General features: G+C 30.4%; 24 protein-coding genes. 8 read left to right on the top strand and 16 right to left on the bottom strand.

What is annotated here, in order from left to right; genetic code table 11:
• Positions 1 to 5: 5 nt before the first annotated feature.
• Genes cimA through ACTT9Y_RS01625 form a run of 6 tightly spaced genes read right to left on the bottom strand, consistent with a single transcriptional unit; the run spans position 6 to position 7,624 of the window.
• Positions 6 to 1,607, bottom strand: a complete 1,602-nt coding sequence (gene cimA, locus ACTT9Y_RS01650) for a citramalate synthase (protein ID WP_440932727.1) — start codon at positions 1,605 to 1,607, stop codon at positions 6 to 8.
• On the bottom strand, positions 1,604 to 2,953 hold the full coding sequence (gene cysS / locus ACTT9Y_RS01645) for a cysteine--tRNA ligase (protein ID WP_440932726.1): 1,350 nt from the start codon (positions 2,951 to 2,953) through the stop codon (positions 1,604 to 1,606). The genes cimA and cysS overlap by 4 nt, the downstream gene beginning before the upstream one ends.
• A 45-nt stretch (positions 2,954 to 2,998) precedes the next feature.
• Positions 2,999 to 3,736 carry an NAD(+) synthase gene (gene nadE, locus ACTT9Y_RS01640; RefSeq protein ID WP_075485798.1) on the bottom strand — a complete coding sequence of 246 codons (738 nt, stop codon included), beginning with the start codon at positions 3,734 to 3,736 and terminating at the stop codon, positions 2,999 to 3,001.
• Between the two features lie 37 nt (positions 3,737 to 3,773).
• Positions 3,774 to 5,153, bottom strand: coding sequence for a class II 3-deoxy-7-phosphoheptulonate synthase (locus tag ACTT9Y_RS01635; protein ID WP_440932725.1), 1,380 nt, complete (start codon positions 5,151 to 5,153; stop codon positions 3,774 to 3,776).
• A 35-nt stretch (positions 5,154 to 5,188) separates the two neighbouring features.
• On the bottom strand, positions 5,189 to 7,009 hold the full coding sequence (glmS, locus tag ACTT9Y_RS01630; protein WP_440932724.1) for a glutamine--fructose-6-phosphate transaminase (isomerizing): 1,821 nt from the start codon (positions 7,007 to 7,009) through the stop codon (positions 5,189 to 5,191).
• A 3-nt stretch (positions 7,010 to 7,012) separates the two neighbouring features.
• Positions 7,013 to 7,624, bottom strand: a complete 612-nt coding sequence (locus ACTT9Y_RS01625; protein ID WP_440932723.1) for a DapH/DapD/GlmU-related protein — start codon at positions 7,622 to 7,624, stop codon at positions 7,013 to 7,015.
• Between the two features lie 69 nt (positions 7,625 to 7,693).
• Here ACTT9Y_RS01625 and ACTT9Y_RS01620 point away from each other — a divergent pair, with 69 nt between their 5' ends.
• From ACTT9Y_RS01620 to ACTT9Y_RS01605, 4 genes are read left to right on the top strand one after another with little or no spacing between them, the layout of a single operon-like run.
• Positions 7,694 to 8,377, top strand: coding sequence for an HAD-IA family hydrolase (locus ACTT9Y_RS01620; RefSeq protein ID WP_440932722.1), 684 nt, complete (start codon positions 7,694 to 7,696; stop codon positions 8,375 to 8,377).
• Positions 8,378 to 8,430: 53 nt separating this feature from the next.
• The gene (locus ACTT9Y_RS01615) at positions 8,431 to 9,933 is read left to right on the top strand and encodes an MmgE/PrpD family protein (RefSeq protein WP_440932721.1); all 1,503 of its coding nucleotides are present in this window, start codon (positions 8,431 to 8,433) and stop codon (positions 9,931 to 9,933) included.
• Positions 9,933 to 10,829, top strand: a complete 897-nt coding sequence (prpB, locus tag ACTT9Y_RS01610) for a methylisocitrate lyase (protein ID WP_440932720.1) — start codon at positions 9,933 to 9,935, stop codon at positions 10,827 to 10,829. The genes ACTT9Y_RS01615 and prpB overlap by 1 nt, the downstream gene beginning before the upstream one ends.
• Positions 10,829 to 11,953, top strand: coding sequence for a bifunctional 2-methylcitrate synthase/citrate synthase (locus ACTT9Y_RS01605; RefSeq protein WP_440907996.1), 1,125 nt, complete (start codon positions 10,829 to 10,831; stop codon positions 11,951 to 11,953). Before prpB ends, ACTT9Y_RS01605 begins: the two co-directional genes overlap by 1 nt.
• An 8-nt stretch (positions 11,954 to 11,961) precedes the next feature.
• Here ACTT9Y_RS01605 and ACTT9Y_RS01600 read toward each other — a convergent pair whose 3' ends face one another.
• Positions 11,962 to 12,969 (bottom strand): ribonucleotide-diphosphate reductase subunit beta, encoded by a 1,008-nt coding sequence (locus tag ACTT9Y_RS01600; RefSeq protein ID WP_075485814.1) that lies wholly within the window; start codon positions 12,967 to 12,969, stop codon positions 11,962 to 11,964.
• Positions 12,960 to 14,900 (bottom strand): ribonucleoside-diphosphate reductase subunit alpha, encoded by a 1,941-nt coding sequence (locus ACTT9Y_RS01595; protein ID WP_440932719.1) that lies wholly within the window; start codon positions 14,898 to 14,900, stop codon positions 12,960 to 12,962. The genes ACTT9Y_RS01600 and ACTT9Y_RS01595 overlap by 10 nt, the downstream gene beginning before the upstream one ends.
• Positions 14,901 to 15,080: 180 nt before the next feature.
• On the opposite strand from ACTT9Y_RS01595, the gene ACTT9Y_RS01590 reads away from it, so the two are divergent.
• Entirely contained in the window at positions 15,081 to 16,535 is a 1,455-nt protein-coding gene (locus tag ACTT9Y_RS01590; protein ID WP_440932718.1) for a phosphomannomutase/phosphoglucomutase, read from the top strand.
• Here ACTT9Y_RS01590 and ACTT9Y_RS01585 read toward each other — a convergent pair.
• From ACTT9Y_RS01585 to ACTT9Y_RS01565, 5 genes are all read right to left on the bottom strand, one after another.
• Positions 16,532 to 17,632, bottom strand: coding sequence for a hypothetical protein (locus ACTT9Y_RS01585; protein WP_440932717.1), 1,101 nt, complete (start codon positions 17,630 to 17,632; stop codon positions 16,532 to 16,534). The two genes, ACTT9Y_RS01590 and ACTT9Y_RS01585, sit on opposite strands and share 4 nt — an antisense overlap.
• 216 nt (positions 17,633 to 17,848) lie before the next feature.
• Positions 17,849 to 18,634, bottom strand: a complete 786-nt coding sequence (locus ACTT9Y_RS01580) for a sulfite exporter TauE/SafE family protein (protein WP_440932716.1) — start codon at positions 18,632 to 18,634, stop codon at positions 17,849 to 17,851.
• A 40-nt stretch (positions 18,635 to 18,674) separates the two neighbouring features.
• On the bottom strand, positions 18,675 to 19,667 hold the full coding sequence (gene dusA, locus ACTT9Y_RS01575; protein WP_440932715.1) for a tRNA dihydrouridine(20/20a) synthase DusA: 993 nt from the start codon (positions 19,665 to 19,667) through the stop codon (positions 18,675 to 18,677).
• Positions 19,668 to 19,689: 22 nt separating this feature from the next.
• On the bottom strand, positions 19,690 to 20,226 hold the full coding sequence (gene rpoZ / locus ACTT9Y_RS01570) for a DNA-directed RNA polymerase subunit omega (protein WP_440932714.1): 537 nt from the start codon (positions 20,224 to 20,226) through the stop codon (positions 19,690 to 19,692).
• Positions 20,227 to 20,257: 31 nt separating this feature from the next.
• A complete protein-coding gene (locus ACTT9Y_RS01565; protein ID WP_440932713.1) occupies positions 20,258 to 21,475 on the bottom strand; it encodes an MFS transporter in 1,218 nt (405 codons plus the stop codon).
• Between the two features lie 11 nt (positions 21,476 to 21,486).
• Here ACTT9Y_RS01565 and ACTT9Y_RS01560 point away from each other — a divergent pair, with 11 nt between their 5' ends.
• The 3 genes from ACTT9Y_RS01560 to ACTT9Y_RS01550 are packed head-to-tail and all read left to right on the top strand — an operon-like array spanning position 21,487 to position 23,177.
• A complete protein-coding gene (locus ACTT9Y_RS01560) occupies positions 21,487 to 22,362 on the top strand; it encodes an NAD(P)-dependent oxidoreductase (RefSeq protein ID WP_440932712.1) in 876 nt (291 codons plus the stop codon).
• A 5-nt stretch (positions 22,363 to 22,367) separates the two neighbouring features.
• The gene (locus ACTT9Y_RS01555) at positions 22,368 to 22,973 is read left to right on the top strand and encodes a flavin-binding protein (RefSeq protein WP_440932711.1); all 606 of its coding nucleotides are present in this window, start codon (positions 22,368 to 22,370) and stop codon (positions 22,971 to 22,973) included.
• Positions 22,974 to 23,177, top strand: coding sequence for a hypothetical protein (locus ACTT9Y_RS01550; protein WP_440932710.1), 204 nt, complete (start codon positions 22,974 to 22,976; stop codon positions 23,175 to 23,177).
• Here the strand turns inward: ACTT9Y_RS01550 and ACTT9Y_RS01545 are convergent.
• Genes ACTT9Y_RS01545 through ACTT9Y_RS01535 form a run of 3 tightly spaced genes read right to left on the bottom strand, consistent with a single transcriptional unit; the run spans position 23,174 to position 25,238 of the window.
• Positions 23,174 to 24,370, bottom strand: coding sequence for a hypothetical protein (locus ACTT9Y_RS01545; RefSeq protein ID WP_440932709.1), 1,197 nt, complete (start codon positions 24,368 to 24,370; stop codon positions 23,174 to 23,176). The two genes, ACTT9Y_RS01550 and ACTT9Y_RS01545, sit on opposite strands and share 4 nt — an antisense overlap.
• Positions 24,367 to 24,951: a hypothetical protein gene (locus ACTT9Y_RS01540; protein WP_440932708.1), complete on the bottom strand. Its 585-nt coding sequence runs from the start codon at positions 24,949 to 24,951 to the stop codon at positions 24,367 to 24,369. Before ACTT9Y_RS01540 ends, ACTT9Y_RS01545 begins: the two co-directional genes overlap by 4 nt.
• A complete protein-coding gene (locus tag ACTT9Y_RS01535; RefSeq protein ID WP_440932707.1) occupies positions 24,948 to 25,238 on the bottom strand; it encodes a DUF1330 domain-containing protein in 291 nt (96 codons plus the stop codon). The genes ACTT9Y_RS01540 and ACTT9Y_RS01535 overlap by 4 nt, the downstream gene beginning before the upstream one ends.
• Positions 25,239 to 25,244 lie beyond the last annotated feature (6 nt).

The raw sequence follows: 25,244 nt of genomic DNA, 5'->3' as shown, positions 1-25,244 counted from the left end.
TTAATTTATAGACTAGCTGGTGCCTTATCTTTAAACAATTTATAATCCAAGCTATCTACTAATGCTTTAAATGATGCATCAATTATATTCGGAGAAACGCCTATAGTGAACCAGTTAACACCTTTAGAGTCTGTACTTTCAATTGAAACTCTTGTCACTGCTTCTGTACCTGTATTTAAAATTCTCACTTTATAGTCAACTAATTTTAAGTCTTTTAAATAATCAGAATATTTCGCAAGTTTATTTACATTTTTTCTAATAGCATTATCAAGTGCATTTACAGGACCATTCCCCATTCCCTCACATAATATTTTTTGACCATCAACTTCTAAGTGTGCTTTGGCGTGTGAAACAATTTCACCTGAGCTATCCTTTTTAACTGAAACATCATATTCATTAATTGAAATATACCTTGGTATATCACCCATTAATCTTCTGGCTAATAATTCAAAAGAAGCGTCTGCACCATCATAACTATATCCAATAAATTCTCTATCCTTAACTTCTGCTAAGAGTTTTTTAATTTTTGGATCATTTTTTTCAATTTGAATACCAATTGATTTTAATCTGGACATTATATTTGATTGTCCAGCTTGATCTGAAACCACAATATTTCTTGAATTTCCTACTTCTTCTGGGTCAATATGTTCATAAGTTTTTGGATCTTTTTGAACTGCAGAAACATGCATGCCTCCTTTATGTGAAAACGCTGAGGCTCCAACATAGGGTAAATGTTTATTAGGCTTTCTGTTTAAAAGTTCATCCAATAATCTAGAGCACTGAGTTAAATTTTTTAGATTTTTTCTCTTAATATTTAATTCAAATTTCTCACTAAAATTTTTTTTTAAAAATAATGAAGGAATTAAAGACATCAAATTTGCATTACCACATCTCTCCCCTAGTCCATTAATAGTTCCTTGGATTTGTCTAGCACCTGCTTGGACTGCTGCCAAACTGTTTGCTACAGCATTTTCTGTGTCATTATGAGCGTGAATACCTAAATTTTCTCCTGGAATATGCTTGATAACTTCAGATACAATTTCACTAACTTCATGAGGAAGTGTACCACCATTAGTGTCACATAAAATAATCCATCTAGCCCCTTGGTCATATGCAGCTTTTAAACATTTTAATGCATAATCAGGATTAGATTTGTATCCATCAAAAAAATGCTCCGCGTCAAACATAAATTCTTTACCTGATCCGACTATATGTTTTGCGCTTTCACTAATATTTTCTAAATTTTCCTCATTAGTAATTCCAAGTGCCACACTAACTTGAAAATCCCAAGATTTTCCAAACAGACAAACCGATGTACTTTTTGAATTTATCAATGATGCTAACATTGGATCATTTTCAGCACTATGCTCTGACTTTTTAGTCATGCCAAAAGCTGTAAGTTTTGCATTTTTAAAACCATGATCTTTATTGAAAAATTCAGTATCGGTTGGATTAGCTCCTGGCCACCCACCTTCAATATAATCTACACCTAGGGCCTCTAATGAATTTGATATTTTTTCTTTATCATCAATTGAAAAATCAACACCCTGAGTTTGAGCACCATCTCTTAATGTAGTGTCAAAAATATATATTTTTTCCTTATTCATTTGAATTTCCAAATCGTTTTACCATCTTTATCTTCTATTAAAACACCTTTGTCTAAAAGATAATCTCGAATATCATCGGCTTCTTTATATTTTTTATTTAATCTAGCTTTATTTCTAAGTTCTATCTTATTTTCAATTTCTGCCTCTGATATATCTGCTTTATCTTTTTTATACTTTAACCACTCTTCTTTTGTTTCTTGAAGCAGACCTATAAAATTACAAGCTGAATTGAATATTTTTTTATCTTCATCACTTCCTTTACTGGCTTTGTCATAAAGTTTGTGCAAATTTGCAATATAACCCGGTGTATTAATATCATCATGTAGGGGTTTAGTAACTTCATTATCCAATTCTTTATTTGAAGGTAAATAGACATTGTACCATTTATCAATTGTATTTTTACAATCCTCTAATAATTTATCATTCCAATCTAATGGTTGTTTGTAGTGAGCACTAATAAGAGCTAATCTTAAAACTTGTCCACTAATTTTACTTCTAAAATCTTTTATCTTTAAAATATTACCCTGAGATTTTGCCATTTTTTCATTAGACATAGTAATAAAAGCATTATGCAACCAAAAATTAGCAAAAACTTTAGTACCATTAGCACATCTAGATTGTGCTATTTCATTCTCATGATGTGGGAATAACAAGTCAATACCACCCCCATGAACATCAAACTCTTTACCCAAGTATTTTTTTGACATTGCTGAACATTCTAAATGCCAACCTGGTCGACCCTTACCCCATGGAGATTCCCAATAAGGTTCATCACTTTTGGATGGTTTCCATAAAACAAAATCTTCAGAATTTTTTTTATTCTCACTAACCTCAATTCTTGATCCAGCTATCAATTCTTCTAATTTTTTGTTTGATAGTTTTCCATAATCTTTAAATTTTTTAACTTCAAAATAAACATGGTTATTAATTTCATATGCATAACCTTTTTTTAGTAATTCAGAAATCATCTGAATCATCAAGTCAATATGTTCAGTAGCTTTGGGTTCATGTGTTGGTAATTCACAATTTAAATAATTACAATCTTCACTAAAACTTTTAGTTACTTTTTTAGTTAATTCTGAAATAGAAATTTTATTTTCTTTAGAAAAATTTATAATTTTATCATCGACATCAGTGATATTTCTTACATAGGTTACTTTTTGATAATTTTTTTTAAAAATCTTATAAAGGATATCAAATATAACTATTGGTCTTGCGTTTCCTATGTGTGGATCATCGTATACTGTTGGTCCACACACATACATTCTAATATCATGATCATTTATTGGAACAAATTTTTCTTTTTTATTTGTTAAATTATTTGTTAAAAAAATATCTTTACTCATTAATTGAGAAATATACTTAAATTATAGATTTGTGAATCTATTTGATTAATTTGGAATTATGCATACGGGAATTGGCTCCATTTTATGCATATTTTGTTTTCTAATAATTTCGTATTTTGCACGATTCGGAGAATTTGGATTCTCCATAGCTTCTTCTAATTCATTATATTTTAAACCAAGTTGACCTTCATCAGTTCTACCGTCGTCCCATAAACCATCAGTTGGAGGTGCATCGATAATCTCTTGTAAAATTCCTAGCTCTTTTCCTAATTCCCAAACCTGAGTTTTGTTACAATCAGCTATTGGTGAAATATCTACTCCACCATCTCCATACTTCGTATAAAATCCAACACCAAAATCCTCAACTTTATTTCCAGTTCCTACAACAATTCCTTTATTTGCTGCTGCTACTTGATAAAGAGTAGTCATCCTTAATCTAGCTCTTGAATTAGCCATTCCATGCTCACTATCAAATTTTGATAAGCTTGCATTAAATGCTAAAAATAACTCGTCAAGATTAATTGTATGTGCTTCAACATTTTTGAAATTTTTTAGTAACCACTCCTGATGCTTTAGACTTAAATCATGTTGATGAGATTTTTGTTTAATTGGCATAGATAAAACAATAGTTTTTAAACCTGTCATAGCACTAAGTGTACTTGATACAGATGAGTCTATACCTCCAGAAATTCCTATAACTAATGACTCTGCTTTTGAGGGCATTTTATCCACATATTCTTTTATCCAATTTGATATAAATTTTACTTTTTCTGAAGAATTCATACTTTGTTAATATAAATAATTTTTTTTTTTACAATGTCTAAGATGCCGCTCTGCTTGCATTTTTAGAATATGAGCTATTCTTCTTTATCTCATCTGATATTAAAAAAGCTAATTCTAAAGCTTGATTTCCATTAAGTCTTGGATCACAGTGAGTATGATATCTAGAAGATAAATCTTTTTCAGATATTTTTTGAGCTCCACCAATACATTCTGTAACATTTTGTCCTGTTAATTCAATATGAAGACCACCAGCATAACTTCCTTCGCTTTGATGGCATTCAAAAACATTTTTAACTTCTTTTAATACGCTGTTGAAAGGTCTTGTTTTGAAACCAGTTGCAGCTTTAATAGTATTTCCATGACAAGGATCACATGACCAAATAACATTTAATCCTTCTTTTTTAATAGCTCTGATTAATTTAGGTAGAAATTTTGAAACATTGTCAGCACCAAATCTAGATATCAACGTAATTTTACCCTTTTCATTCTTCGGATTAATTCTATTACAAAGATTAATTAGATCTTCTGCTTTTAATGTCGGGCCGCATTTAATCCCTATTGGATTCTCTATTCCTCTACAAAATTCTACATGTCCCCCATCTAATTGCCTAGTTCTGTCTCCTATCCAAACAAAGTGAGCTGAAGTATCATGATTTTCTCCAGTCGTAGAATCTGTTCTAGTCATAGACTCTTCAAAAGGTAACAATAAAGCTTCATGTGATGTCCAAAAATTTACTGTATACAACCTATTATTAAAATCCGACGTAATACCACAAGCTCTCATGAAAGCTATGGCATCAGCAATTTTGTCTTCAAGGTCTTTAAATTTTTTAGCTTGTGGACTTTTTTTAATATAATCTAAATTCCATAAGTGAACTTTATTTAAATCTGCAAAACCTCCTTTTGAGAAAGCTCTTATAAGATTAAGAGTTGCAGCTGATTGAGAATATGCTTTAAACAATCTTTTAGGATCTGGAACTCTAGCCTTTTCAGTAAATTCCATAGCATTTATGTTGTCACCTAAATAACTTGGAAGCTCTACCCCATCTTTTGTTTCTGTTGGTGCACTTCTAGGTTTTGAAAATTGACCAGCTATTCTTCCAACTTTAACAACTGGTAAAGAAGCTGAATAAGTTAAAACTAATGACATTTGCAACATCAGTTTAAAGGTATCTCTTATGTTATCTGGATTAAATTCAGCAAAACTTTCTGCACAATCTCCACCCTGAAGTAAAAATGCTTTTCCATCAACAACATCTGCTAATTGATTTTTTAAATGTCTTGTTTCACCTGCAAAAACTAATGGTGGAAATGTGCCAATTTTATCTAATACCTTATCCAATTCTTTTTTATCTGGATATTCAGGTATGTGTTTTACTGGATACTTTCTCCAACTATTTTTTTTCCAACTTTTCATATTCAACCAAAAAGTGTTTTAGCAGAGTTTAAAGTTTATTCAACAGTGACAGATTTAGCTAAATTTCTTGGCTTATCAATATCGTAACCTTTTTTAAGGGCAGAATAATATGCAAGTTTTTGAAGTGGAATAGTCAAAAGGAATGGAAGTAAGTCATCATTGGTATTTTCAACTTCGATAGTTTCCCAAATATTTTCTGACATCACTTCATCTTTACTTTTATTTGTTATTAATAATACCTTTGCTCCTCTTGCAACAACTTCCTGCATATTTGAAATTGTTTTTTTATAATAGCTATCTCTTGGAGCCAAAACTACTACTGGCATACCTTCTTCTATTAAAGCAAGTGGTCCATGTTTCATTTCTCCCGCGGGATAACCTTCAGCATGAACATAGGAGAGTTCTTTAAGTTTTAGTGCTCCTTCTAAAGCTATTGGATATGAATACCCTCTTCCTAAAAACATTGAGCCTTTAGCTTCATTAAATGTTGAAGATATTGCTTGAATATCATTATCATATAATAAAGTTTTTTCTATTAATCCCGGTAAATCTTTTAAGTCTCTGATCTTTTCTTGATACTCTTTTTTTTCAATCTCATTTCTTAAAGACCCAAATTTTAAGGCTAATATATATAAAACAAGAATTTGTCCTAAGAATGCCTTTGTTGATGCAACTCCTATTTCAGGACCACAATGAATTGGTAAAACAAAATTAGAGTCCCTTGCGATTGAACTTTCAATTACATTGACTACTGCACATGTTTTCATATTATTTTTATTACAAAGATCTAAGGCTGCATAAGTATCTGCTGTTTCTCCTGATTGTGAAACAAAAACATATAGAGTGTCTTTTTTGAACCTATTTTTTCTGTATCTAAATTCTGATGCTATATCTATGTTTACATCTAAAGTTGTAAGTTCTTCAAACCAATATTTTGCCATTAAGCAAGAGTGATACGCTGTTCCACACCCTATTAATGTGATTGAATTAATCTCTTCTATTTTCCAAGGAAAATTAAAAATATTTATATCTTTATTTACATTATCTACATATTCTTTAATTCCAGTTTTAATAGTTGTTGGCTGCTCTTCAATTTCTTTTGCCATGAAATGTTTAAAGTCACCTTTATCGTAATTTGTTTGATCTGATGATAGTTCTAATATTTTTTTATTAACTTTTTTTCCTTCTTCATTGAAAAAAAGAACTAGATCTTTTTTAACAATACAAAATTCACCATCATCAAGATATGTGATTTTATTTGTCATTGATTTTAAAGCATAAGAATCTGATCCTAAATAATTTTCATTAGGACCATATCCAACTGCTAAAGGCGAGCCTCTTCTAGCACCAACAATTAAATCTGGCATCTCTTTAAACACAATTCCAAGTGCAAAACTACCATGAAGTTGTTTTAATGTTTTTGTTATAGCTTCTTCTAGTTCTGAAGTTTTTAAATGTTCTGTTATTAAATGAACGATTACTTCTGTATCTGTCTGAGATTTAAAACTATGACCTTTATTAACTAAATATTTTTTTAATATTGTCGAATTTTCAATAATTCCATTATGAACCACTGAGACATTGTGAGAAGAATGAGGATGGGCATTTAAACGATTTGGAACACCATGTGTGGCCCATCTAACATGCCCTATACCAATATTTCCTGTTAAGTTTTTTAAATCAAAGTTATTTTCTAAATTATCTACTCTGCCCTCTGATTTTATCTCATTAATTTCACCATCTGAAAGTGTAGCTATACCTGCCGAGTCATATCCTCTGTATTCTAATTTTTTTAACGAATTAATTATATTTGCAGAAACAGGTTTGTTGCTAGATATTCCAATAATTCCACACATAAATTATTTTTTCTTTCTTTTGTAATTATTAACTTCTAATTGTGGCGATCTTGTTAGTGCTAAAGATTGTTTTTTAACGTCTTTTGTTATAACTGATCCAGCTCCAACAACACTATCTTTGTTTATAGTAACTGGAGCAACTAAGGAAGAGTTTGAACCTATAAATACTTTATCTTTAATTTTTGTCTCACTCTTATTTACTCCATCATAATTACAAGTAATTGTACCAGCTCCAATGTTCACTGATTTTCCAATTTGAGCATCTCCAACGTAAGATAAATGGTTTACTTTAGATTTATTTCCTAAAGTACTTTTTTTAATCTCTACAAAATTACCTACTTTAGATCCTTCTTTTAAAATTGTATTAGGTCTAATTCTGGCATATGGACCAATCTCAACTTTATTTTCAATTTTACAAGATTCTAAATGTGAAAAAGATTTTATAATTACATTATTCCCAATTTTTACCTTAGAGCCAATAACAACATAAGGTTCTATAGTCACATTATTTCCAATCTTGGTATCTTTTGAAAAAAAAATGGTTTCAGGACCAATCATCTTTACGCCTGACTTTGTAAATTTTTCTCTAAGTTTTTTTTGATTTAAAACTTTCATTTAAAATTTATTTACATTAAGTATATACATTGATTAATTCACAATTTATTTCTTTAAAATACTTTTAAAATGAAACAACAATTTACAATTTTATTCGATTTAGATGGTACATTAGTTGATACTGCCCCAGACTTAATGAGGGCTCATAATCATGTTATGAAGAAATTTGGCTACCCGACCAAATCAACTGAGGAAATTAGAAATCTTGTTGGTAATGGTGCTGGGGCAATGATTGGTAGGTCTATATGGGGTCAAGCAAAAAAAGAATTTGGTAAAGTAAATGATGAAAAAGTAAAAAAAGAAATGGTTACTGAGTTTGTTGATTTTTATGGAAAGAATATAATAAAGGAAAGTACACTTATTAAAGGTGTAAAAGAATTTTTAAATTGGTGTAAAGATCAAAGTATATCCATGGCTGTTTGTACAAATAAACAAGAACGATTATCAAATGATCTTTTAAAAAAAATTGGTATCTATGATTATTTTGAATATGTGGCTGGATCAGATACTTTTGATTATTGTAAACCAGATCCAAGGCATCTTACCTCTGTGGTTGAAATACTAGATGGAGATATAAAAAAATCGATAATGATAGGTGACAGTGAAACTGATGCAAATGCAGCAAAGGCAGCTGAAATACCAATTATCTTATTGGAGGACGGATATACTGAAAAAAATAAAGACGAAATTTATCACAATCACTTAATAAAAGACTTTGTAGGTATTGAAAAAATTGTATCTCAATATCTTTAATATTGATTAATTTATTTTAACTATTAAAACAAAATCACTAATTAGGAGTTATTTTGTTATTACATACAGTTAAAGTATATCCATCAAAAATTAATCTTCCAAAGAAGAAACAACTAGCATGGAAGATAGCTGAGATAGCAAGTGATAATGCTAAATTAAATAAAAACGCTATCCAAATGGTTATCAATAGAATAATTGATAACGCCTCAGTTGCTATTGCTTCGTTAAATAGAAAACCAGTAATCTCATCTAGAGAGATGGCTTTAAAGCATTCTAGAAAAAATGGTGCTACTATATTTGGGGTAAATTCGAAATTAAAATTTGATTGCGAATGGGCAGCTTGGTCTAATGGAACTGCAGTTAGAGAATTAGATTTTCATGACACTTTTTTAGCTGCTGATTATAGTCATCCTGGTGACAATATCCCTCCACTTATAAGTGTTGCCCAACAAAATAAAAAAAGTGGATTGGATTTACTAAGAGGAATAATTACTGCATACGAAGTTCAAGTAAATTTAGTTAAAGGAATTTGTTTGCATAAGCATAAAGTTGATCACATTGCTCATTTAGGACCTAGTGTGGCTGCTGGATTAGGAACAATGTTAAAATTAAATACAGAAACTATTTATCAAGCTATTCAACAGGCGCTACATACAACAATTTCTACAAGACAATCAAGAAAAGGAGAAATTTCAAGTTGGAAAGCTTATGCTCCTGCACATGCAGGTAAGCTTGCAATAGAAGCGGTAGACAGAGTAATGAGAGGTGAAGGAGCCCCAAGTCCAATATATGAAGGTGAGGATAGTGTAATAGCAAGAATATTAGATGGTAAAAAAGCTAAATACAAAGTCCCTTTACCAAAAAAAGGTGAAAGCAAAAAAGCTATTTTAGAAACATATACAAAAGAGTATTCTGCTGAATATCAGTCTCAGGCATTAATTGATCTAGCAAAAAAATTAAAAACAAAAATATCTAATTTAAACCATATAAAAAAAATTGATATTTTTACAAGTCATCACACTCATTTTGTAATTGGGACAGGTGCTAATGACCCTCAAAAAATGGATCCTAATGCAAGCAGAGAGACATTAGATCATTCTATAATGTACATCTTTGCCGTAGCACTTGAAGATGGAGATTGGCATCATGTCAGGTCTTATACAAAAGCCAGAGCTAATAGAAAAAGTACAATCAAAATTTGGAAATCAATAAAAACACATGAGGATAAAAAATGGACAAAGAAATATCACGATCCGAACCCAAAAAACAAAGCATTCGGAGCTAAAGTAGTAGTGACGCTTAATAATGGAAAAAAAATAACAGAGGAACTAGATAGAGCAGACGCACATCCATATGGTGCTAGACCATTTAAGAGAGAAAATTATATAAATAAATTTTTAACTTTAACCGATGGTATTTTAGATAGAAATGAGAGTGATCGTTTTTTAAAAACAGTACAAAATTTAAAAAATTTAAAACCTGGTCAACTTGATAAACTAAATATTGAAGTTAGAAAGAACAAATTAAAACAAAATAATAAAAAAGGAATTTTTTAATGCACTTTGTTGAAAAAGAACCAAGTCAAAAGAGATTAGATTTTAACCAAAAATTAAAATCAAATAAAATATTACGAGTTCCTGGTGCATATAATCCACTGACAGCAAAATTAATTGAAGAAATTGGATATGATGCAGTTTATGTATCTGGTGGAGTAATGGCTAATGATCTTGGCTTTCCTGATATTGGTTTAACAACACTGCAAGATGTTAGTACAAGATCTTATTTAATTTCTAGAGTTACTAATCTTCCAACAATAGTAGATATAGATACAGGATTTAAATCATGTAAGGAAACAATAGAAATATTTGAGGAATTTGGGATAACAGGAGTTCATTTAGAAGATCAAATTGAGAGAAAAAGATGTGGTCATCTTGATAATAAAGAACTTATTTCAACTGATGCTATGGTTAAAAAGATTAAAGAATGTGTAGCAGCAAAAAAAGATCAAAATTTTAAAATTATAGCCCGTTCAGATGCCAAGAGTGTTGAAGGTATCGATAAAATGATAGAAAGATGCAAGGCCTACATTGATGCTGGTGCTGAAATAATATTTCCTGAAGCTCTTCAAGATGAGAAAGATTTTGAAAAAGTTCGTAAAGAATTAACAGGATATTTATTAGCTAATATGACTGAGTTTGGTAAGTCTAAATTGTTTAACTACAAAGAGTTAGAAAATTTTGGATACAATATTGTGATTTATCCAGTTACCACACAAAGATTAGCTATGAAAAATGTGGAAGATGGATTAAGAGACATTTATGCAAATGGACATCAAAACAATATAATTGATAAGATGCAAACTAGAAAAAGACTTTATGAATTAGTTGATTATGAAAAATATAATTCATTGGATGAAAAAATTTATAATTTTAGTACGGAAGGACATGAATAATGAGTGATGATATCAAGAAGGGATTACTAGGCATTGTTGTTGATGAAACAGAGGTTTCAAAAGTAATGCCTGAGATTAACTCCCTTACTTATAGGGGTTATGCTGCTCAAGATTTATGTGAGTATTGTAGATTTGAGGAGGTTGCATATTTAATTTTAAATAAAGATTTACCAAATACTCTTGAACTTAGAAAATTTGAGAAAGAAGAAAGAAATCATAGGGAGCTAACTAAAAATTTATATGAAATTATTAGGCATATGCCAAAAAAATCTCATCCGATGGATGTAGCTAGAACTGCTGTAAGTGTAATGGGATTGGAAGATAAAGAGACCACTGACTCTTCACCTGAAGCAAATATGAGAAAAGCCCTAAGAATTTTTGCAAAAACTCCTACAGCACTTGCTGCTTTTTACCGAATAAGGAAAGGAAAAAAAATTATTAAACCAAAAAAAACTTTAACTTTTGCTGAAAACTTTTTCTATATGTGTTTTGGAAAAGTACCTCAAAAAGAAATTGTTAAGGCTTTTGATGTATCTCTAATTCTTTATGCTGAGCATAGTTTTAATGTTTCTACATTTACGGCAAGAACAATCACTAGCAGTTTGTCTGATATACATGGAGCAATAACAGGCGCAATCGCCAGTTTAAAAGGCCCTCTTCACGGTGGAGCAAATGAAGAAGTTATGCATATGATGAACAAAATTAAAAAGCCTGAAAATGCCTTAAAATGGATTAACAACGCCTTGAAAAATAAAGAGGTGGTGATGGGATTTGGACACAGGGTTTATAAATCAGGTGATTCTAGAGTTCCAACCATGAGGAAATATTTTGCAAAAGTTGCGAAAATTAAGAAAGATAAAAAATTCGAGAAAATTTACGATATTGTTGAAAGGGTAATGATAAAAGAAAAAAACATATATCCTAATGTAGACTATCCTACAGGACCTACTTATCATTTAATGGGATTTGAAACTGATTTTTTTACTCCAATATTTGTAATTTCAAGAATTACTGGTTGGTCTGCTCATATAATGGAGCAACATGCTGCTAATAAACTTATTAGACCTTTAGCTAGTTACAAAGGTAGCAAGCATCGAAAAGTGATGCAGTTAAATCAAAGATAATTTTAAGATTAACTAAAAGCTTCTGCCCAAGTACCCTGGGTTGATGCTTTAGAATATTCAGTCGCTCTACCTTCGAAGAAATTCATATGCTCAACTGCATTTAGCATTGTATCCAACCAAGTTAGTGGGTTTTTTTGAACGTCATAAATTGGTTCTAACCCTAATTGGATAAGTCTTCTGTTCGCAATGAACCTAATATAATCTTTAACTTCTTGAGCTGTTAATCCTTCCATTGGTCCCATTTCAAAAGCTAAATCAATAAAAGCATCTTCATGCTCAACAATTATTCTACAAGCTTCATAAAGTTCTTTTTTAAGTTTAGGTGTCCAAATTTCAGGATTTTCTTTTATAAATTCTTTAAAAATTCTGATCATAGAATTACAATGAAGTGTTTCATCTCTTACAGACCAAGTAACTATCTGCCCCATTCCTTTCATTTTATTGTGTCTTGGAAAATTCAATAAAATTGCAAAACTTGCAAACAACTGTAATCCTTCTGTAAATGCACTAAACACTGCAACCGTTTTTGCAATATCCTCTTTAGAATTTACATTGAAGCCCTGCATGTAATCGTACTTGTCTTTCATTTCTTTATATTTCATGAAAGCCGAGTATTCTGACTCTGGCATACCAATAGTATCTAAAAGATGAGAATAAGCGGCTACATGAACTGTTTCCATTGCAGCAAATGCTGTCATCATCATTAATACTTCTGTTGGTTTAAATACAGTTGTGTAATGTCTTAAATAACAATTATTAACTTCTACATCCGCTTGAGTAAAAAATCTAAAAATTTGTGTTAATAGATTTTTTTCTGGTTGAGACAAGTTTTTTTGCCAATCTCTAACATCATCACCTAAAGGAACTTCTTCTGGTAGCCAATGAATTCTTTGTTGAGTTAACCATGCATCATAACACCATGGATATCTAAAAGGTTTGTACACAGGGTTTTCTACTAATAGACCCATCTTTTTTGGTTGAATAATCTCTTTATTAATTTTTTCTGCTACTGACATGATAAACACTCCTCGTACTCTGGCTGCTCGTTAGATTGTTGATTTTTAGATTTATAAACGTTTGCCGTAATATCAGTAGATTTGGCATCATTGATATTTTCAGCTCTTTGAATTGATTTTGATCTACAGTAATAAAGGCTTTTTAAGCCTTTCTTCCATGCATCAAAATGAATTTTGTGTAATTCTTTTTTATGAACATCTGCTGGTAAAAATAAATTTACTGATTGAGCTTGGGAAATATAAGGAGTTCTGTCTCCACTAAGTTCAATTATCCAATTTTGATTAAGCTCAAATGCTGTTTTAAATACATCTTTTTCTAAATCAGTTAAAAAATCTAGATGGCTAACAGAGCCCTGATTGGTAGTAATAGTAGACCAAGTTTCATCATCATTTTTACCATGATTTTGTAGTATTTCTTCTAGATATCTATTTCTGACATTAAAAGAACCTGATAGAGTTTTATGAGTATAGCTGTTTGCTGCAATAGGCTCTACTCCTGGAGATGCTCCACCACAAATAATTGAAATTGATGCTGTTGGAGCGATTGCTGTCTTATTAGAAAATCTTTCTTTGTAACCATACTCAGCTGCATCTGGACAAGCACCTCTCTCTTCAGCTAAATCTTTAGATGCCTGATTTACTTTTTCATCAATATTTTTAAATATTTTTTTATTCCATGATTTTGCCATTACTGACTCAAGTGGAATTCTATTTTTTTGTAAGAAAGAGTGAAAACCCATTACACCTAAACCAACACTTCTTTCTCTTTCTGCTGAATATTTTGCATCTTTAAACTGCTCAGGAGCTTTGTTAATAAAATCAGATAAAACGTTATCCAAAAATCTCATAACATCATTAATCATGTCTGGATCATCTTTCCATTCATCATATTTTTCTAAATTTAAAGAAGATAAACAACATACTGCAGTTCTGTCTCTTCCATCTTTATCAATTCCTGTTGGTAAGGTTATTTCACTACACAAATTGGAAGTTTTAACTGTAAGGTTTGCTAACTTGTGGTGCTGTGGAATTTGTCTATTAACAGTATCAATATAAATAATATATGGCTCTCCTGTTTCTATTCTTGCAGTTAATAATCTAATCCATAAATTTCTTGCTGAAATAGTTTGTTGTATGGATCCATCAACGGGACTTTTTAAAGCCCATTGTTCATCTGTTTCTACAGCTCTCATAAATGCATCTGAAACTAAAACGCCATGATGAAGATTTAATGCTTTTCTATTTGGATCACCACCCGTTGGTCTTCTCATTTCAATAAACTCTTCTATTTCAGGATGATCAATTGGAAGATAACATGCTGCAGAACCTCTCCTTAATGATCCTTGACTGATAGCCATAGTCAAAGAGTCCATCACCTTTATGAAAGGAATTATTCCAGATGTTTTTCCAACTCTTCCTATTTTTTCACCAATAGATCTTAAGTTACCCCAATAGCTTCCAATTCCTCCACCCTTCGCTGCTAACCAAACATTCTCACTCCATAAATCAAGAATACCTCCTAAGCTATCAGATGCTTCATTTAAAAAACATGAAATTGGTAATCCTCTTTTTGTACCACCATTTGACAAAACTGGTGTTGCTGGCATGAACCAAAGGTTACTTATGTAATTATAAATTCTTTGAGCGTGCAAATTATCATCTGCATATGTGCTTGCTACTCTTGCAAATAAATCTTGATAAGATTCGTTAAAACCTAAATATCTGTCTTTTAAAGTTGCTTTACCAAAGTCTGTAAGGTTAGCGTCTTTTGAACGATCAATTTTAATTATGATACCTTTATCATTTTGAAATAATTCTGTTTCATTATTTAATGAGAAAAGATCAGGTTTATTTATCTTAGAAACTTCCTTAACTACGGGGCTATATTCAGAGACAGCTTTTTTGAGGGCTTGAGAAAGAATCTTATTCATAAATTTTAATTATATTTTGTTATTAGTACGAAAACAACTATATGTTGTAGGCGTTTAACGTAAATATACTATATAAACATTTGTACAATAGAACATTTATAGAACGCGACAAAATGATAATCAATAAAAAAATAAATTTTTTTGAAAGAAATTAACAAAAAAAGGGTAAGAAAATAGGTAATGAATCAAAACATAAAAATAGACCCATTTGGCTTTAGGGAATATGACGCCCGATGGTTGTATGAGAAAGATATAAACCAATCTGGAATAGAGAATCTAGGAAAAGGCCTTGGAACACAGATAAAAATACATACTGAAAAAGATAATCCTAGAATCGTAGTTGGGCATGATTATCGTTCTTATAGTGAAGAAATAAAAACAGCTCTTAAAAAAGGATTATTATCTACAGGATGCAATATAGAAGATATTGGCTTGTCGTTATCACCAATGGTTTATTTTGCACAATTTAATTTAGATGCTGATGCAGTCGCTATGGTTACAGCTAGTCATAATGAAAATGGTTGGACTGGTGTGAAAATGGGAATCAAAAAAGGATTAACTCATGCACCTGAAGAAATGAAAGAATTAAAAGAAATTACCTTAAATGAAAAGTTCACAAAAGGCGAAGGTAGTGAAAAACAAATAAAAGATTTTGATAAAATTTATAAAGAAAACCTGATTAGTAAAAACAAAATTAAGAAAAAAATTAAAGCTGTGGTGGCTTGTGGAAATGGAACAGCGGGTGTTTTTGCCCCAGACATTCTTAGAGGTATTGGATGTGAGGTAATAGAGTTAGACTGTAACCTAGATTGGAATTTTCCTAAATACAATCCAAATCCGGAAGATTTAGAAATGCTTCATGAGATAGCAAAAGTAGTTAAAGAAAATAATGCTGATATAGGTTTTGGATTTGATGGTGATGGAGATAGGGTTGGTGTTATTGATGACAAAGGTAACGAAATATTTTCAGATAAAATAGGACTTCTAATTGCTAGAAATTTATCAAGCAAACATAAAAATTCAAAGTTTGTGGTTGATGTAAAATCAACAGGTTTATTTACAAAAGATAAAATCTTATTAGAAAACAATTGTGAAACAATTTATTGGAAAACGGGTCATTCTCATATTAAAAGAAAAGTGAACACTGAAAAAGCATTAGCAGGCTTTGAAAAAAGTGGTCATTTCTTTTTTAATCAACCTATAGGATATGGCTATGATGATGGAATTAACTCAGCAATTCAAGTATGTAACTTATTATATAATCAAAATAAAAAAATGAGTGAAATTATTAGTGAATTACCTAATACATTTCAAACACCAACAATGGCACCTTTTTGCAAAGATGAGGAGAAGTATTTTGTTGTTGAAGAGCTTGTTAAACAAATTAAAAATTTAAAAGAAAACAAAACTGAAATAGATGGCCAAGTTATTAATGATATTTTAACTGTTAATGGAGTTAGGTTTTCATTCGAAGATGGTTCTTGGGGACTTATAAGAGCTTCTTCAAACAAACCATCTTTAGTTATTGTCACTGAAAGCCCAACATCAGATGAAAGAAAAAGAAAAATCTTTGATTTTATTGACGATTTGTTACAAAAAACAGGTAAGGTCGGTGAATATGATCAGAAAATTTAATTTTTTAAATTATCTTCATCGTTTTTATTTTCTAAATTATCGTTATTAACTTTAGTTTCTAAATTATCGCCATCCAGATTGTTTTCTTGTTCAGAAATTTCATCGCTATAAAACTTTCTAACTAATTCCTCCTCTTTTAGTCGCTGTTCTTCATCAAATTTTTTCTCCCATTCTTTCATTCGCCTGTTTTCCTCATCTTCTCTCTCTTTTTGAGCAATTTCAGCTAATCTAATTCTCTCGTTTTCTTCATCAACTCTTTTTTGTCTTTCCTCCTCTATTTTCAATTCTCTTTCTCTTTGACGTCTTTCATTTTCTTTATTTATTCTCTCACGTTCAGCTTCTTTAAGTTCTTTTTCTTTGATCCTTAATTCCTCTTCTTTCGCTCTTTGCTCAGCCTCTTCTTTTAAAATTTGTCTTTGAATTTCTTGCTGTCTTTCAGTTTCTAGATCTCTTAATCTTTCTTCCATTTCTTTAAGTTTTTCTTGCTCATATTTCAGCTTCCTTGCTGCCTCTCTTAATCTTTGTTCTTCCTCAAGTCTATTTTTCCTTTCAATTTCTTTTAATCTTATTTTTTCTTGTCTTTCTTTTTCTTTTTCATCTCTTCTCTTTTGGGCTTCAATTTCTTTATTTTTTAATTGTTCCTCTTTAATTTTAAAATTTTCTTCTCTAATTCTTTGTCTCTCTAACATTTTTAGCCTTAAATCTTCTTGTTTAAGCTTTCTGGCTTCCTCTCTAAGTTTTTTAGTTTCTTCGTCTTTAATTTTTTTCTGTTCTATTTTAATTCTTTGGGCTTCTATCTTTTGTCTTTTTTCTTCATTCTTTTTTTTTTGTTTATCATTTTCAATGATTAATTTTTTTTGAAAAAGAAGTTTCTTTCTTTCTTCTTTTAATTCATCTTGTTTGGCTTTTTTCGCTAATTTTTTTTCTAAAGTTAATTCTCTTTTCTTTTCTTTTTCTAATTGTTTTTGTAATGCTAAATCTTTTTTAATTTTGTTTTTTTTGAAATCTTTTAAAAGTGAGGAAAACTTATTTTTAGTTTTATCTATTGGATCAAATAATTTTTTAATATTTTTATTAATGTCTTTTACTGAAACCATTTTTAAAAGTATCAATTAGAATAATAACACTAAATATTATGTATGGCTAAATTGAGTTTTTTTTTAAGACTAAATACAACTTAAGATTGTTTGGGTTTAAATTAGTTAATAAATTGCATTTACAACTATTAAGTGTTCATAAATATTTAAAGAATCACTTAATTTGAATTAGTGAGGTGATGGAGGGAGACTGAAATCACCTCTTTTTTTTGCTTGTTATAATTTTAAGTATTCATAAAAAAATTTAATCGAAACCACTAGAAGAAAAATTCCAAAAAACTTACTAATTTTATTCTTATCAATACTATGAACTGTTTTAGCTCCTATCCTAGCCATAAAAGTTGTGATTGGTATGAAAATTAAAAAAGCAGGGATATTTATAAAACCAATACTTAGTGGAAGACTTGAATTTAAATAACTTCCTGAAACAAGGAATCCTATTGCTCCAAATAAAGCAATTAAAAAGCCAATAGCAGCTGCACTTCCTATGGCTTTATTTATTGAATAACCAAAGAACTTTAGAATAGGAACATTCATTACAGCTCCTCCAATACCCATAGGAGCAGATATAAAGCCAACAAGAAAACCAAGTATTACTTTTAAATGTAATTTCATTTTAACAATTATGTTTTGTTCCTTTTCTTTTATTAACAATAAGTAAATTCCTAAAAATAAGATCATAATTGAAAAAAATAAAACCAAAGATTTGGTTTTTACAGAAGCTGCAAAAGCAGTACCAACAATAACTCCTAGTACAACAAATAGACCGTAATTCTTAACGATATCAAAATCAACCGCTTTAAATTTATGATGTGTTAAAACTGAAACTGTAGAGGTTGGTATTATAATTGCAAAGGAAGTTCCGACCGCAAGGTGCATAACATATTGAGGGTCAATTTCTAATGAACCAAAAATAAAATACAAAAATGGAACAGTTATCAACCCTCCACCTATACCAAATAATCCAGCCACAAAACCTACTGGAATAGCTGTTAAAGCCATTAATAAAATAATATAACTGTATTCGTTTGTTAGAATTGAATTAAGCAGACTGTCCTACTCTAGTATCTACATTGTTGTATTTAATTTTATCCATGATGTGGTCAATTTTTTTTACGTCAGCATCTCTTACACACATGTTTTCACTTAAATATCTTTTCCAATAACTTGCACCTGTTTGACCATGAAATAAACCAAGAGTGTGTCTCATAATTTGATTCAATCTTGTCCCTTTTTTTAATTCTTCTTTAACATAAGGAATTAGTTGTTCAATTACATCTTGTCTACTTGGAACATCGTCGTTATTAAATATTTCTCTTTCAATATCTGCTAACAAATATGGGGTATGATAAGCGGCTCTTCCAATCATTACACCATCTGTTTTTTCTAAATGAGGCTTTATTTCATCTACTGAAGTTATTCCTCCATTAATAATTATCTCTTCATTAGGAAAATCTTTTTTTAATTTATAAACATATTCGTATTTTAGAGGAGGAATATTTAAGTTTTGCTTAGGTGTAAACTTACCTAACATTGCTTTTCTTGCATGAATGATGAAAGTTTTAACTCCAGTTGCTTTTAAGGTAGAAATAAAACTATGTAAATTTTCATAATCATCTACATCATCGTAACCAATTCTTGTTTTTATAGTGACTGGTAGTTTTGTAACTGATTGCATTTTACTTAAACAATCTGCCACTAAATTTGGCTCTTTCATTAAACAAGCACCAAATCTATTTTTTTCAACTTTTTTACTGGGACAACCTAAGTTTAGATTAATTTCATCATAACCAAAATCTTCGCCTACTTTAGTGGCTTCAGCTAAAAGTTTTGGAGAAGAGCCTCCTAATTGAAGTGCTACAGGTTTCTCATTAATATTAAACTGCAATAACTTTTTTTTATCTCCTCTATTTATAGCTTCATCGACTACCATCTCAGTGTAAAGAAGAGTGTTTTTGGATATTAATCTTAGAAAAAATCGTTCATGACGATCTGTGCAATCCATCATAGGAGCAACTGATACTTTCCTATTCATGGTATAACTTTATATTATTTTTTTATGAGTTTGAAGCTTCAGTGTCATCTGAAGATACGTCTGCTTCTTGATTTTCTGATTCTGATACTTCATCTAAAGAAACTTCTCCTTGCTCATTCATCGTTTCTTCTCCTACTGAATTATCAACTTCTGCTGTAGCTGTTTCAGATAGCTCAGCCAAATCTTCTTTTGTTACTTGAATTTTTTCAGGAGTTTTTCTTGCTCTTTTAGATGGTAAGATAGGGGTACCACTTTTTGAGATTTCGCCTTTGTATAAATTTTCAAAGTCATCGCCTATATCCTCGTCATCTTCTACAGTATCATCAACTTGTTCAACATGTTTTCTAAGTTTATAAACAGCACTATCTGTTAAATCTGAAACTTTAATTTTTTCTTCAGCAATTTCTCTTAATGAAATGACAGTATTTTTGTCATTATCTCTATCAATTGTTGGTTCTATTCCTGCATTGAGTTGGGTGGCTCTTTCTTTAGCAACTAGAACTAATTCGTAAGGACTCTCTACTTTATCTATACAGTCTTCTACAGTAACTCTTGCCATGCGGAGTATCTACACAGTGAGTCTTTAAAAATCAAGAGCTATTTTGTAAATAATATGGATTTAGCTTATTTTTTACTAAATAAAGAAGAATTATTGAGCCAAAGATATAAGTTCCTGAAACAACGGCTATCTGTTCAATTGAAAAACCAATATCAATCAAAAATCCAAATAAAGCTGTACCAAAAGCTGTTGCAAACACCATCAGTGCAGTTGTTAAAGCCTTTATAGATCCAATATATTTGACACCATAAATCTCAGCCCAAGTTGAAGAACCAAGTACGTTTGCCAAACCATTCGTGACCCCCACTAAACCAAAAAATACAAAAGAGGAAATCGGTGCATCAAAATAGTATAGAACCACGGTGCCAAAAAAAAGTGGGATATTCATATAAATTAATAATTTTCTACTTGAAAATTTATCAATTAAAAAACCAGATATAAAAAGAGTAATCACTGATAAAATTGAGTATGCCATAAATGATTGCGCAATAACATAAGGTCCCCACTCTTTAGAAGAAGATATAAAAGATTGATAGACAAAAGATCCTGTTGCAATCCATGGCATTGCTAACATCGTCATACAAATAATATAAAATCGATAATCTTTTAAAACTTCTATTCTTTTCCATTGTTTAATTTCCTTATTGTTTTCTTCTATTTTGGATTCTTCTCTAGTATCAAGCTTAACATCTTTAACTAAAATAAATGTTGCAACAGGCAGAACAAGTATAACTAAAATAGAAATTGAAACCCAAATATCTCTCCATTCTATAAAAGTTAAAAAGAAAACAATTAAAACTGGCATTATAAATTCAGCCAATGACAATCCTAACCAACCTGTACTTAAAGCCCTACCTCTATTTTTTTCAAAAAAACGAGATATGGTTGTTGTTGCTGTATGACTTGATAAACCTTGTCCAGCTAATCGCATTAAAAAAATTCCTACAAATAAAAAAATAACAGATGAAATCTTTGAAAATATAAAACAAGAAGCAGATAGAAAAATAATTACATAAGAAGCAAACTTTAATATGTTTACGTCATCAATTTTTTTTCCAATCCAAACTAAAACAATACTACTTAGTAAAGTGGCTGATGCATAAATTGAGCCAAATTGTCCATGTGTAATTGATAAGGCGTCTCTAATACTAGAATTAAATAGGCCAAGAAAAAAACTCTGTCCAAAACTTGAAAAAAATGTAAAAATAAATCCAAATACAATTACTTTTAAACTTAAACTTTTAAACATAGAAATAAATTATGACTTGTAATGTTGCTTTCATAGGTCTTGGGGTTATGGGCTACCCAATGGCTGGTTATATATCAAAAGCTGGACACAATGTAACTGTTTTTAATAGAACAAAATCAAAAGCTGAAAAATGGATTGGTGAATATAAAGGTAAAATGGCCAATACACCTGCGGAGGCTGCAGATGGAGCTGATTTCATTTTTACATGTGTAGGTAATGATGATGATTTAAGAGAAGTAGCAACTGGGGCAAATGGATTATTTAACACAGCAAAAGCTGGGTCTATTTTTATTGATAACTCAACTGTATCTGCAGAAGTATCAAGAGAATTAAATAAAAAAGCAAATGATAAAGGGTTTAGTTTTTTAGATGCCCCTATTTCTGGTGGACAAGCTGGTGCTGAGGGTGGAATACTAACAGTAATGGTAGGTGGTGATGAAGAAGTGTTTAAAAAAGCTGAGCCTGTAATTGATTGTTACAGTAAAAAAGTAAAATTGATTGGTCCTTGTGGAAGTGGTCAGTTAACAAAGATGATGAACCAAATGTGTATTGCTGGAACAGTTCAAGGTTTATCTGAAGCAATTAATTTTGGAATAAACGCCGGTTTAGATATGGATAAAGTAATGGAAACAATATCTAAGGGTGCAGCACAATCTTGGCAAATGGAAAATAGATATCGAACTATGACTGATGATAAATTTGATTATGGTTTTGCTATTGATTGGATGAGAAAAGATTTAAAAATTGCAATCGAGGAAGCAAAAAAAAATGGTTCACCTGTGCCTATAACAGAAATTATTGATGGTTATTATGCTGAAGTTCAAAAAATGGGTGGCAATCGTTGGGATAGCTCAGGTTTGATTGCTCGATTAAAAAAGAAAAAATAATATTTGTGACGGATACAGTTCCTTATTACGAGGACTTTGCAGAGATCAAAAAGAAAATTTGGTCAATGTTAGATAATGCTGTTAAAGATAGAAGTTCACCTTTTAGAATACCTGTGTTTATTTGTGGGGATCAATCTGACCTAGATGGAAGAATTGTAGTTTTAAGAAAATCAGACCAATCAAATAATATAGTGCAATATCATAGTGATATTAGATCAGATAAAATAGAAAAGCTAAAAGCAAATAAAAATGCTGCAATGTTATTTTATGATAAAGATGAAAAGATACAGGTCAGATTAAAAGTAAAATGCATTATTAATCACAATAATGATGTAACAAAAGAATCGTGGTCTAAAACCCAGCATATAAGTAGAAAATGTTATTTAGTTGATAATGGTCCAGGAACTGAATCAGATCTACCAACCTCTGGACTAAAACCAGAATTAGACAATTTTGACTACACAAAAGAAAAAAGTGAAGAAGGTTATAAAAACTTTACTGTTATTCAGTGCAAAATTAAATCTATGGAATGGCTTTATTTAGCAGCTAAAGGCCATCGAAGAGCTAAATTTAATTTAGAAAATAATAAAGATACCTGGTTAGTTCCGTAGATGGTTACTGGATATATATTCACAGCATTTCTTATTATTCTAGGATTAGCTATAATGAGATTTGGGAGCATTCTTTTTAAAAAATTTAAAGAAGGAAAAACAAAATTAAAAGCGCACTTAAGTGGGCAAATTTCTTTTTTAACTTTATTAATAATAATTATTGGATTAATAGTTTATTCAATTAATGGTTTACTTTTTAGTTAATTTCCAACATTGTAAGTGCACCAGGTTCTTTTAGCTTTTATTTTTTGTAGTTTTTTATGTGAATATCTTTTTCTCCAGTCATAATTCTCATTTGGAGCTTTTCCTCGTCCAACTTCAGCTGCCATTGCACATTTTAGCTCAACAGGATTAAAAGGACTATTAGATTTTGGTTCTAGAAAAGCAGAGTCTTTAAAATCTGGACAAGTATCATCACCGTGATCATACAAAACTCCAAGTCTATACGAATCGTCACCAACTGGACCACCAATAACAGTTGAGCTTGATGTGTGTCCATTAGAATTACCTTTTGTACAAGGCCATGCAAAACCATTTACATGTAGTATTTCATGTAATGTCATCATCATTCTTTTATTTGCATTTGTTATGTATTTACTTTGTAAAAAAATATATCCATGGTGAACACTTCCCTGTCCACCATCACGATGTTTAACATCAGCCCAGGCAAAATATAATTTGTTAGGATCATTAAACCCTTTTTGTGTTAAATAAGCATCAGGATAATTCATTCCATAATTACCTTTATATTGCTTATTAAATCTAACAAATGAAATATCTAATTTTCCATCTTCTCTCATATCATATCTAAATTTTTGTTTACCTTTTGTCATTTCAAAAACTTTTTCATTTGCAGCTAATAGCTCTTTTTCCATTTTGCCATTAATATCCCACTCGTTATCCTCACTGTCTTTATTCAATATATAAATAAAATGAACTTGAGGTTCATCTGTAACATCAGGTTGATCTTTAAAAAATCTTCCAGGTTTTTTATCATTTTCATCTATTTCCAAATTCATCTTTACACTTGCAATAGGTTCATCAATATTAGTCCAAACAATTTTGTCGTTAATTGCAAACAAAAAACATTCATTTTGAGTGTACTTTTTTGCTCTCTTCATACACTGTTTATAGGCTTGTTCATGTACTTGATCATTTATATCTTTTACAATTTTAAATCCAGTCGCCCATCCTCCTCCACTTGTAGATCCATAAAAAATTAATTTTTGATTCTTTTTTTGAGATTTCTTAAGTTGTTTTTTGTAAAATTTTTCAAAATCATTCCAATAATTAATCCCCCCAGAACCTGGAACTTTAATCTCTGCAAAAATATTATTTGTTAAAAATGATGTAGAATAAAAAACTATAGCAAATAAAAATATAAATATTTTTTTCATTTTGATATTTTTTTATCATTAAGCTTTGTCATTGCTTTGCCAGCAGAAAATGTATAATCATTGTCATCCATTAATTTTCCAGCTCCATCGTAAAGTTTCCAATTAAATGTTACTTTATCTTTTTGTTTTTTTCCCAGTTTTAAAATAGTCAATTCAATTTTTCTAGTCTTTCCTCCAGAAGATCCTTTAAATGTTCTTTTTTCACCTTCATTCCACACTCCTAAAGGAAATTTACATCCATTTACAATTATTCTTCCACTCCTCCTACTATCCCATACTCTTCCAATGCATTGTCCATCATTAGTAACGGCAAATAATTGTGTTTTAACGCCACTTTGGCTTTTTCTTGTTCTTTTATAGACTTTAATGATCTCACCTGTATTTGGATTTTTCCAATCTTCAGGTCCTACTATTTTTTTTCTTTTCTTGTCTCCAAAGACCAAATTGGCTTTTGTAAATTTAATTTCAGTATCATCACGAATTTCCCCACCTGTAAATAATTCAAGTGGTATAAATCTTTCGTTTGCTTGAGATAATTGAGAAATTAAAGAAATTATTAAAACTATAAATATTTTTCTCATAGACCTTTGATTATTATATTTGTTCCCTCAGCATTATCCAATCTTATTTGTTTTATTGGTTTATATTCCTCTGAATTATACCACTCAAGAGCTCTTTCATAGCTCGGAAATTTTAAAATAATTATTCTTGGAAATTTTGTTTCCCCATCAAATATTTGAAACTCACCAGCTCTTACCAAATATTCTCCACCAAATTTTTTTATAATTGGATTCACTTTTTCAATATACTCTTTATAACTTTCCGGATTAGTTATTTTCAATTGTGCTATGACATATCCTGCTGGCATTTATCT

The organism is Candidatus Pelagibacter sp., assembly GCF_052049995.1.
Classification (GTDB): Bacteria; Pseudomonadota; Alphaproteobacteria; order Pelagibacterales; family Pelagibacteraceae; genus Pelagibacter.
The sequence above is the reverse complement of the archived record's forward strand: the minus strand, read 5'-3'. Positions and strand labels throughout refer to the sequence as shown.

What these genes read in the sequence shown, in the direction of transcription:
- cimA (WP_440932727.1), bottom strand. Translation starts at nt 1,607, where the DNA reads ATGAATAAGGAAAAAATATATATTTTTGACACTACATTAAGAGATGGT.
- cysS (WP_440932726.1), bottom strand. Translation starts at nt 2,953, where the DNA reads ATGAGTAAAGATATTTTTTTAACAAATAATTTAACAAATAAAAAAGAA.
- nadE (WP_075485798.1), bottom strand. Translation starts at nt 3,736, where the DNA reads ATGAATTCTTCAGAAAAAGTAAAATTTATATCAAATTGGATAAAAGAA.
- ACTT9Y_RS01635 (WP_440932725.1), bottom strand. Translation starts at nt 5,153, where the DNA reads ATGAAAAGTTGGAAAAAAAATAGTTGGAGAAAGTATCCAGTAAAACAC.
- glmS (WP_440932724.1), bottom strand. Translation starts at nt 7,009, where the DNA reads ATGTGTGGAATTATTGGAATATCTAGCAACAAACCTGTTTCTGCAAAT.
- ACTT9Y_RS01625 (WP_440932723.1), bottom strand. Translation starts at nt 7,624, where the DNA reads ATGAAAGTTTTAAATCAAAAAAAACTTAGAGAAAAATTTACAAAGTCA.
- ACTT9Y_RS01620 (WP_440932722.1), top strand. Translation starts at nt 7,694, where the DNA reads ATGAAACAACAATTTACAATTTTATTCGATTTAGATGGTACATTAGTT.
- prpB (WP_440932720.1), top strand. Translation starts at nt 9,933, where the DNA reads ATGCACTTTGTTGAAAAAGAACCAAGTCAAAAGAGATTAGATTTTAAC.
- ACTT9Y_RS01605 (WP_440907996.1), top strand. Translation starts at nt 10,829, where the DNA reads ATGAGTGATGATATCAAGAAGGGATTACTAGGCATTGTTGTTGATGAA.
- ACTT9Y_RS01600 (WP_075485814.1), bottom strand. Translation starts at nt 12,969, where the DNA reads ATGTCAGTAGCAGAAAAAATTAATAAAGAGATTATTCAACCAAAAAAG.
- ACTT9Y_RS01595 (WP_440932719.1), bottom strand. Translation starts at nt 14,900, where the DNA reads ATGAATAAGATTCTTTCTCAAGCCCTCAAAAAAGCTGTCTCTGAATAT.
- ACTT9Y_RS01590 (WP_440932718.1), top strand. Translation starts at nt 15,081, where the DNA reads ATGAATCAAAACATAAAAATAGACCCATTTGGCTTTAGGGAATATGAC.
- ACTT9Y_RS01585 (WP_440932717.1), bottom strand. Translation starts at nt 17,632, where the DNA reads ATGGTTTCAGTAAAAGACATTAATAAAAATATTAAAAAATTATTTGAT.
- ACTT9Y_RS01580 (WP_440932716.1), bottom strand. Translation starts at nt 18,634, where the DNA reads ATGGCTTTAACAGCTATTCCAGTAGGTTTTGTGGCTGGATTATTTGGT.
- dusA (WP_440932715.1), bottom strand. Translation starts at nt 19,667, where the DNA reads ATGAATAGGAAAGTATCAGTTGCTCCTATGATGGATTGCACAGATCGT.
- rpoZ (WP_440932714.1), bottom strand. Translation starts at nt 20,226, where the DNA reads ATGGCAAGAGTTACTGTAGAAGACTGTATAGATAAAGTAGAGAGTCCT.
- ACTT9Y_RS01565 (WP_440932713.1), bottom strand. Translation starts at nt 21,475, where the DNA reads ATGTTTAAAAGTTTAAGTTTAAAAGTAATTGTATTTGGATTTATTTTT.
- ACTT9Y_RS01560 (WP_440932712.1), top strand. Translation starts at nt 21,487, where the DNA reads ATGACTTGTAATGTTGCTTTCATAGGTCTTGGGGTTATGGGCTACCCA.
- ACTT9Y_RS01550 (WP_440932710.1), top strand. Translation starts at nt 22,974, where the DNA reads ATGGTTACTGGATATATATTCACAGCATTTCTTATTATTCTAGGATTA.
- ACTT9Y_RS01545 (WP_440932709.1), bottom strand. Translation starts at nt 24,370, where the DNA reads ATGAAAAAAATATTTATATTTTTATTTGCTATAGTTTTTTATTCTACA.
- ACTT9Y_RS01540 (WP_440932708.1), bottom strand. Translation starts at nt 24,951, where the DNA reads ATGAGAAAAATATTTATAGTTTTAATAATTTCTTTAATTTCTCAATTA.
- ACTT9Y_RS01535 (WP_440932707.1), bottom strand. Translation starts at nt 25,238, where the DNA reads ATGCCAGCAGGATATGTCATAGCACAATTGAAAATAACTAATCCGGAA.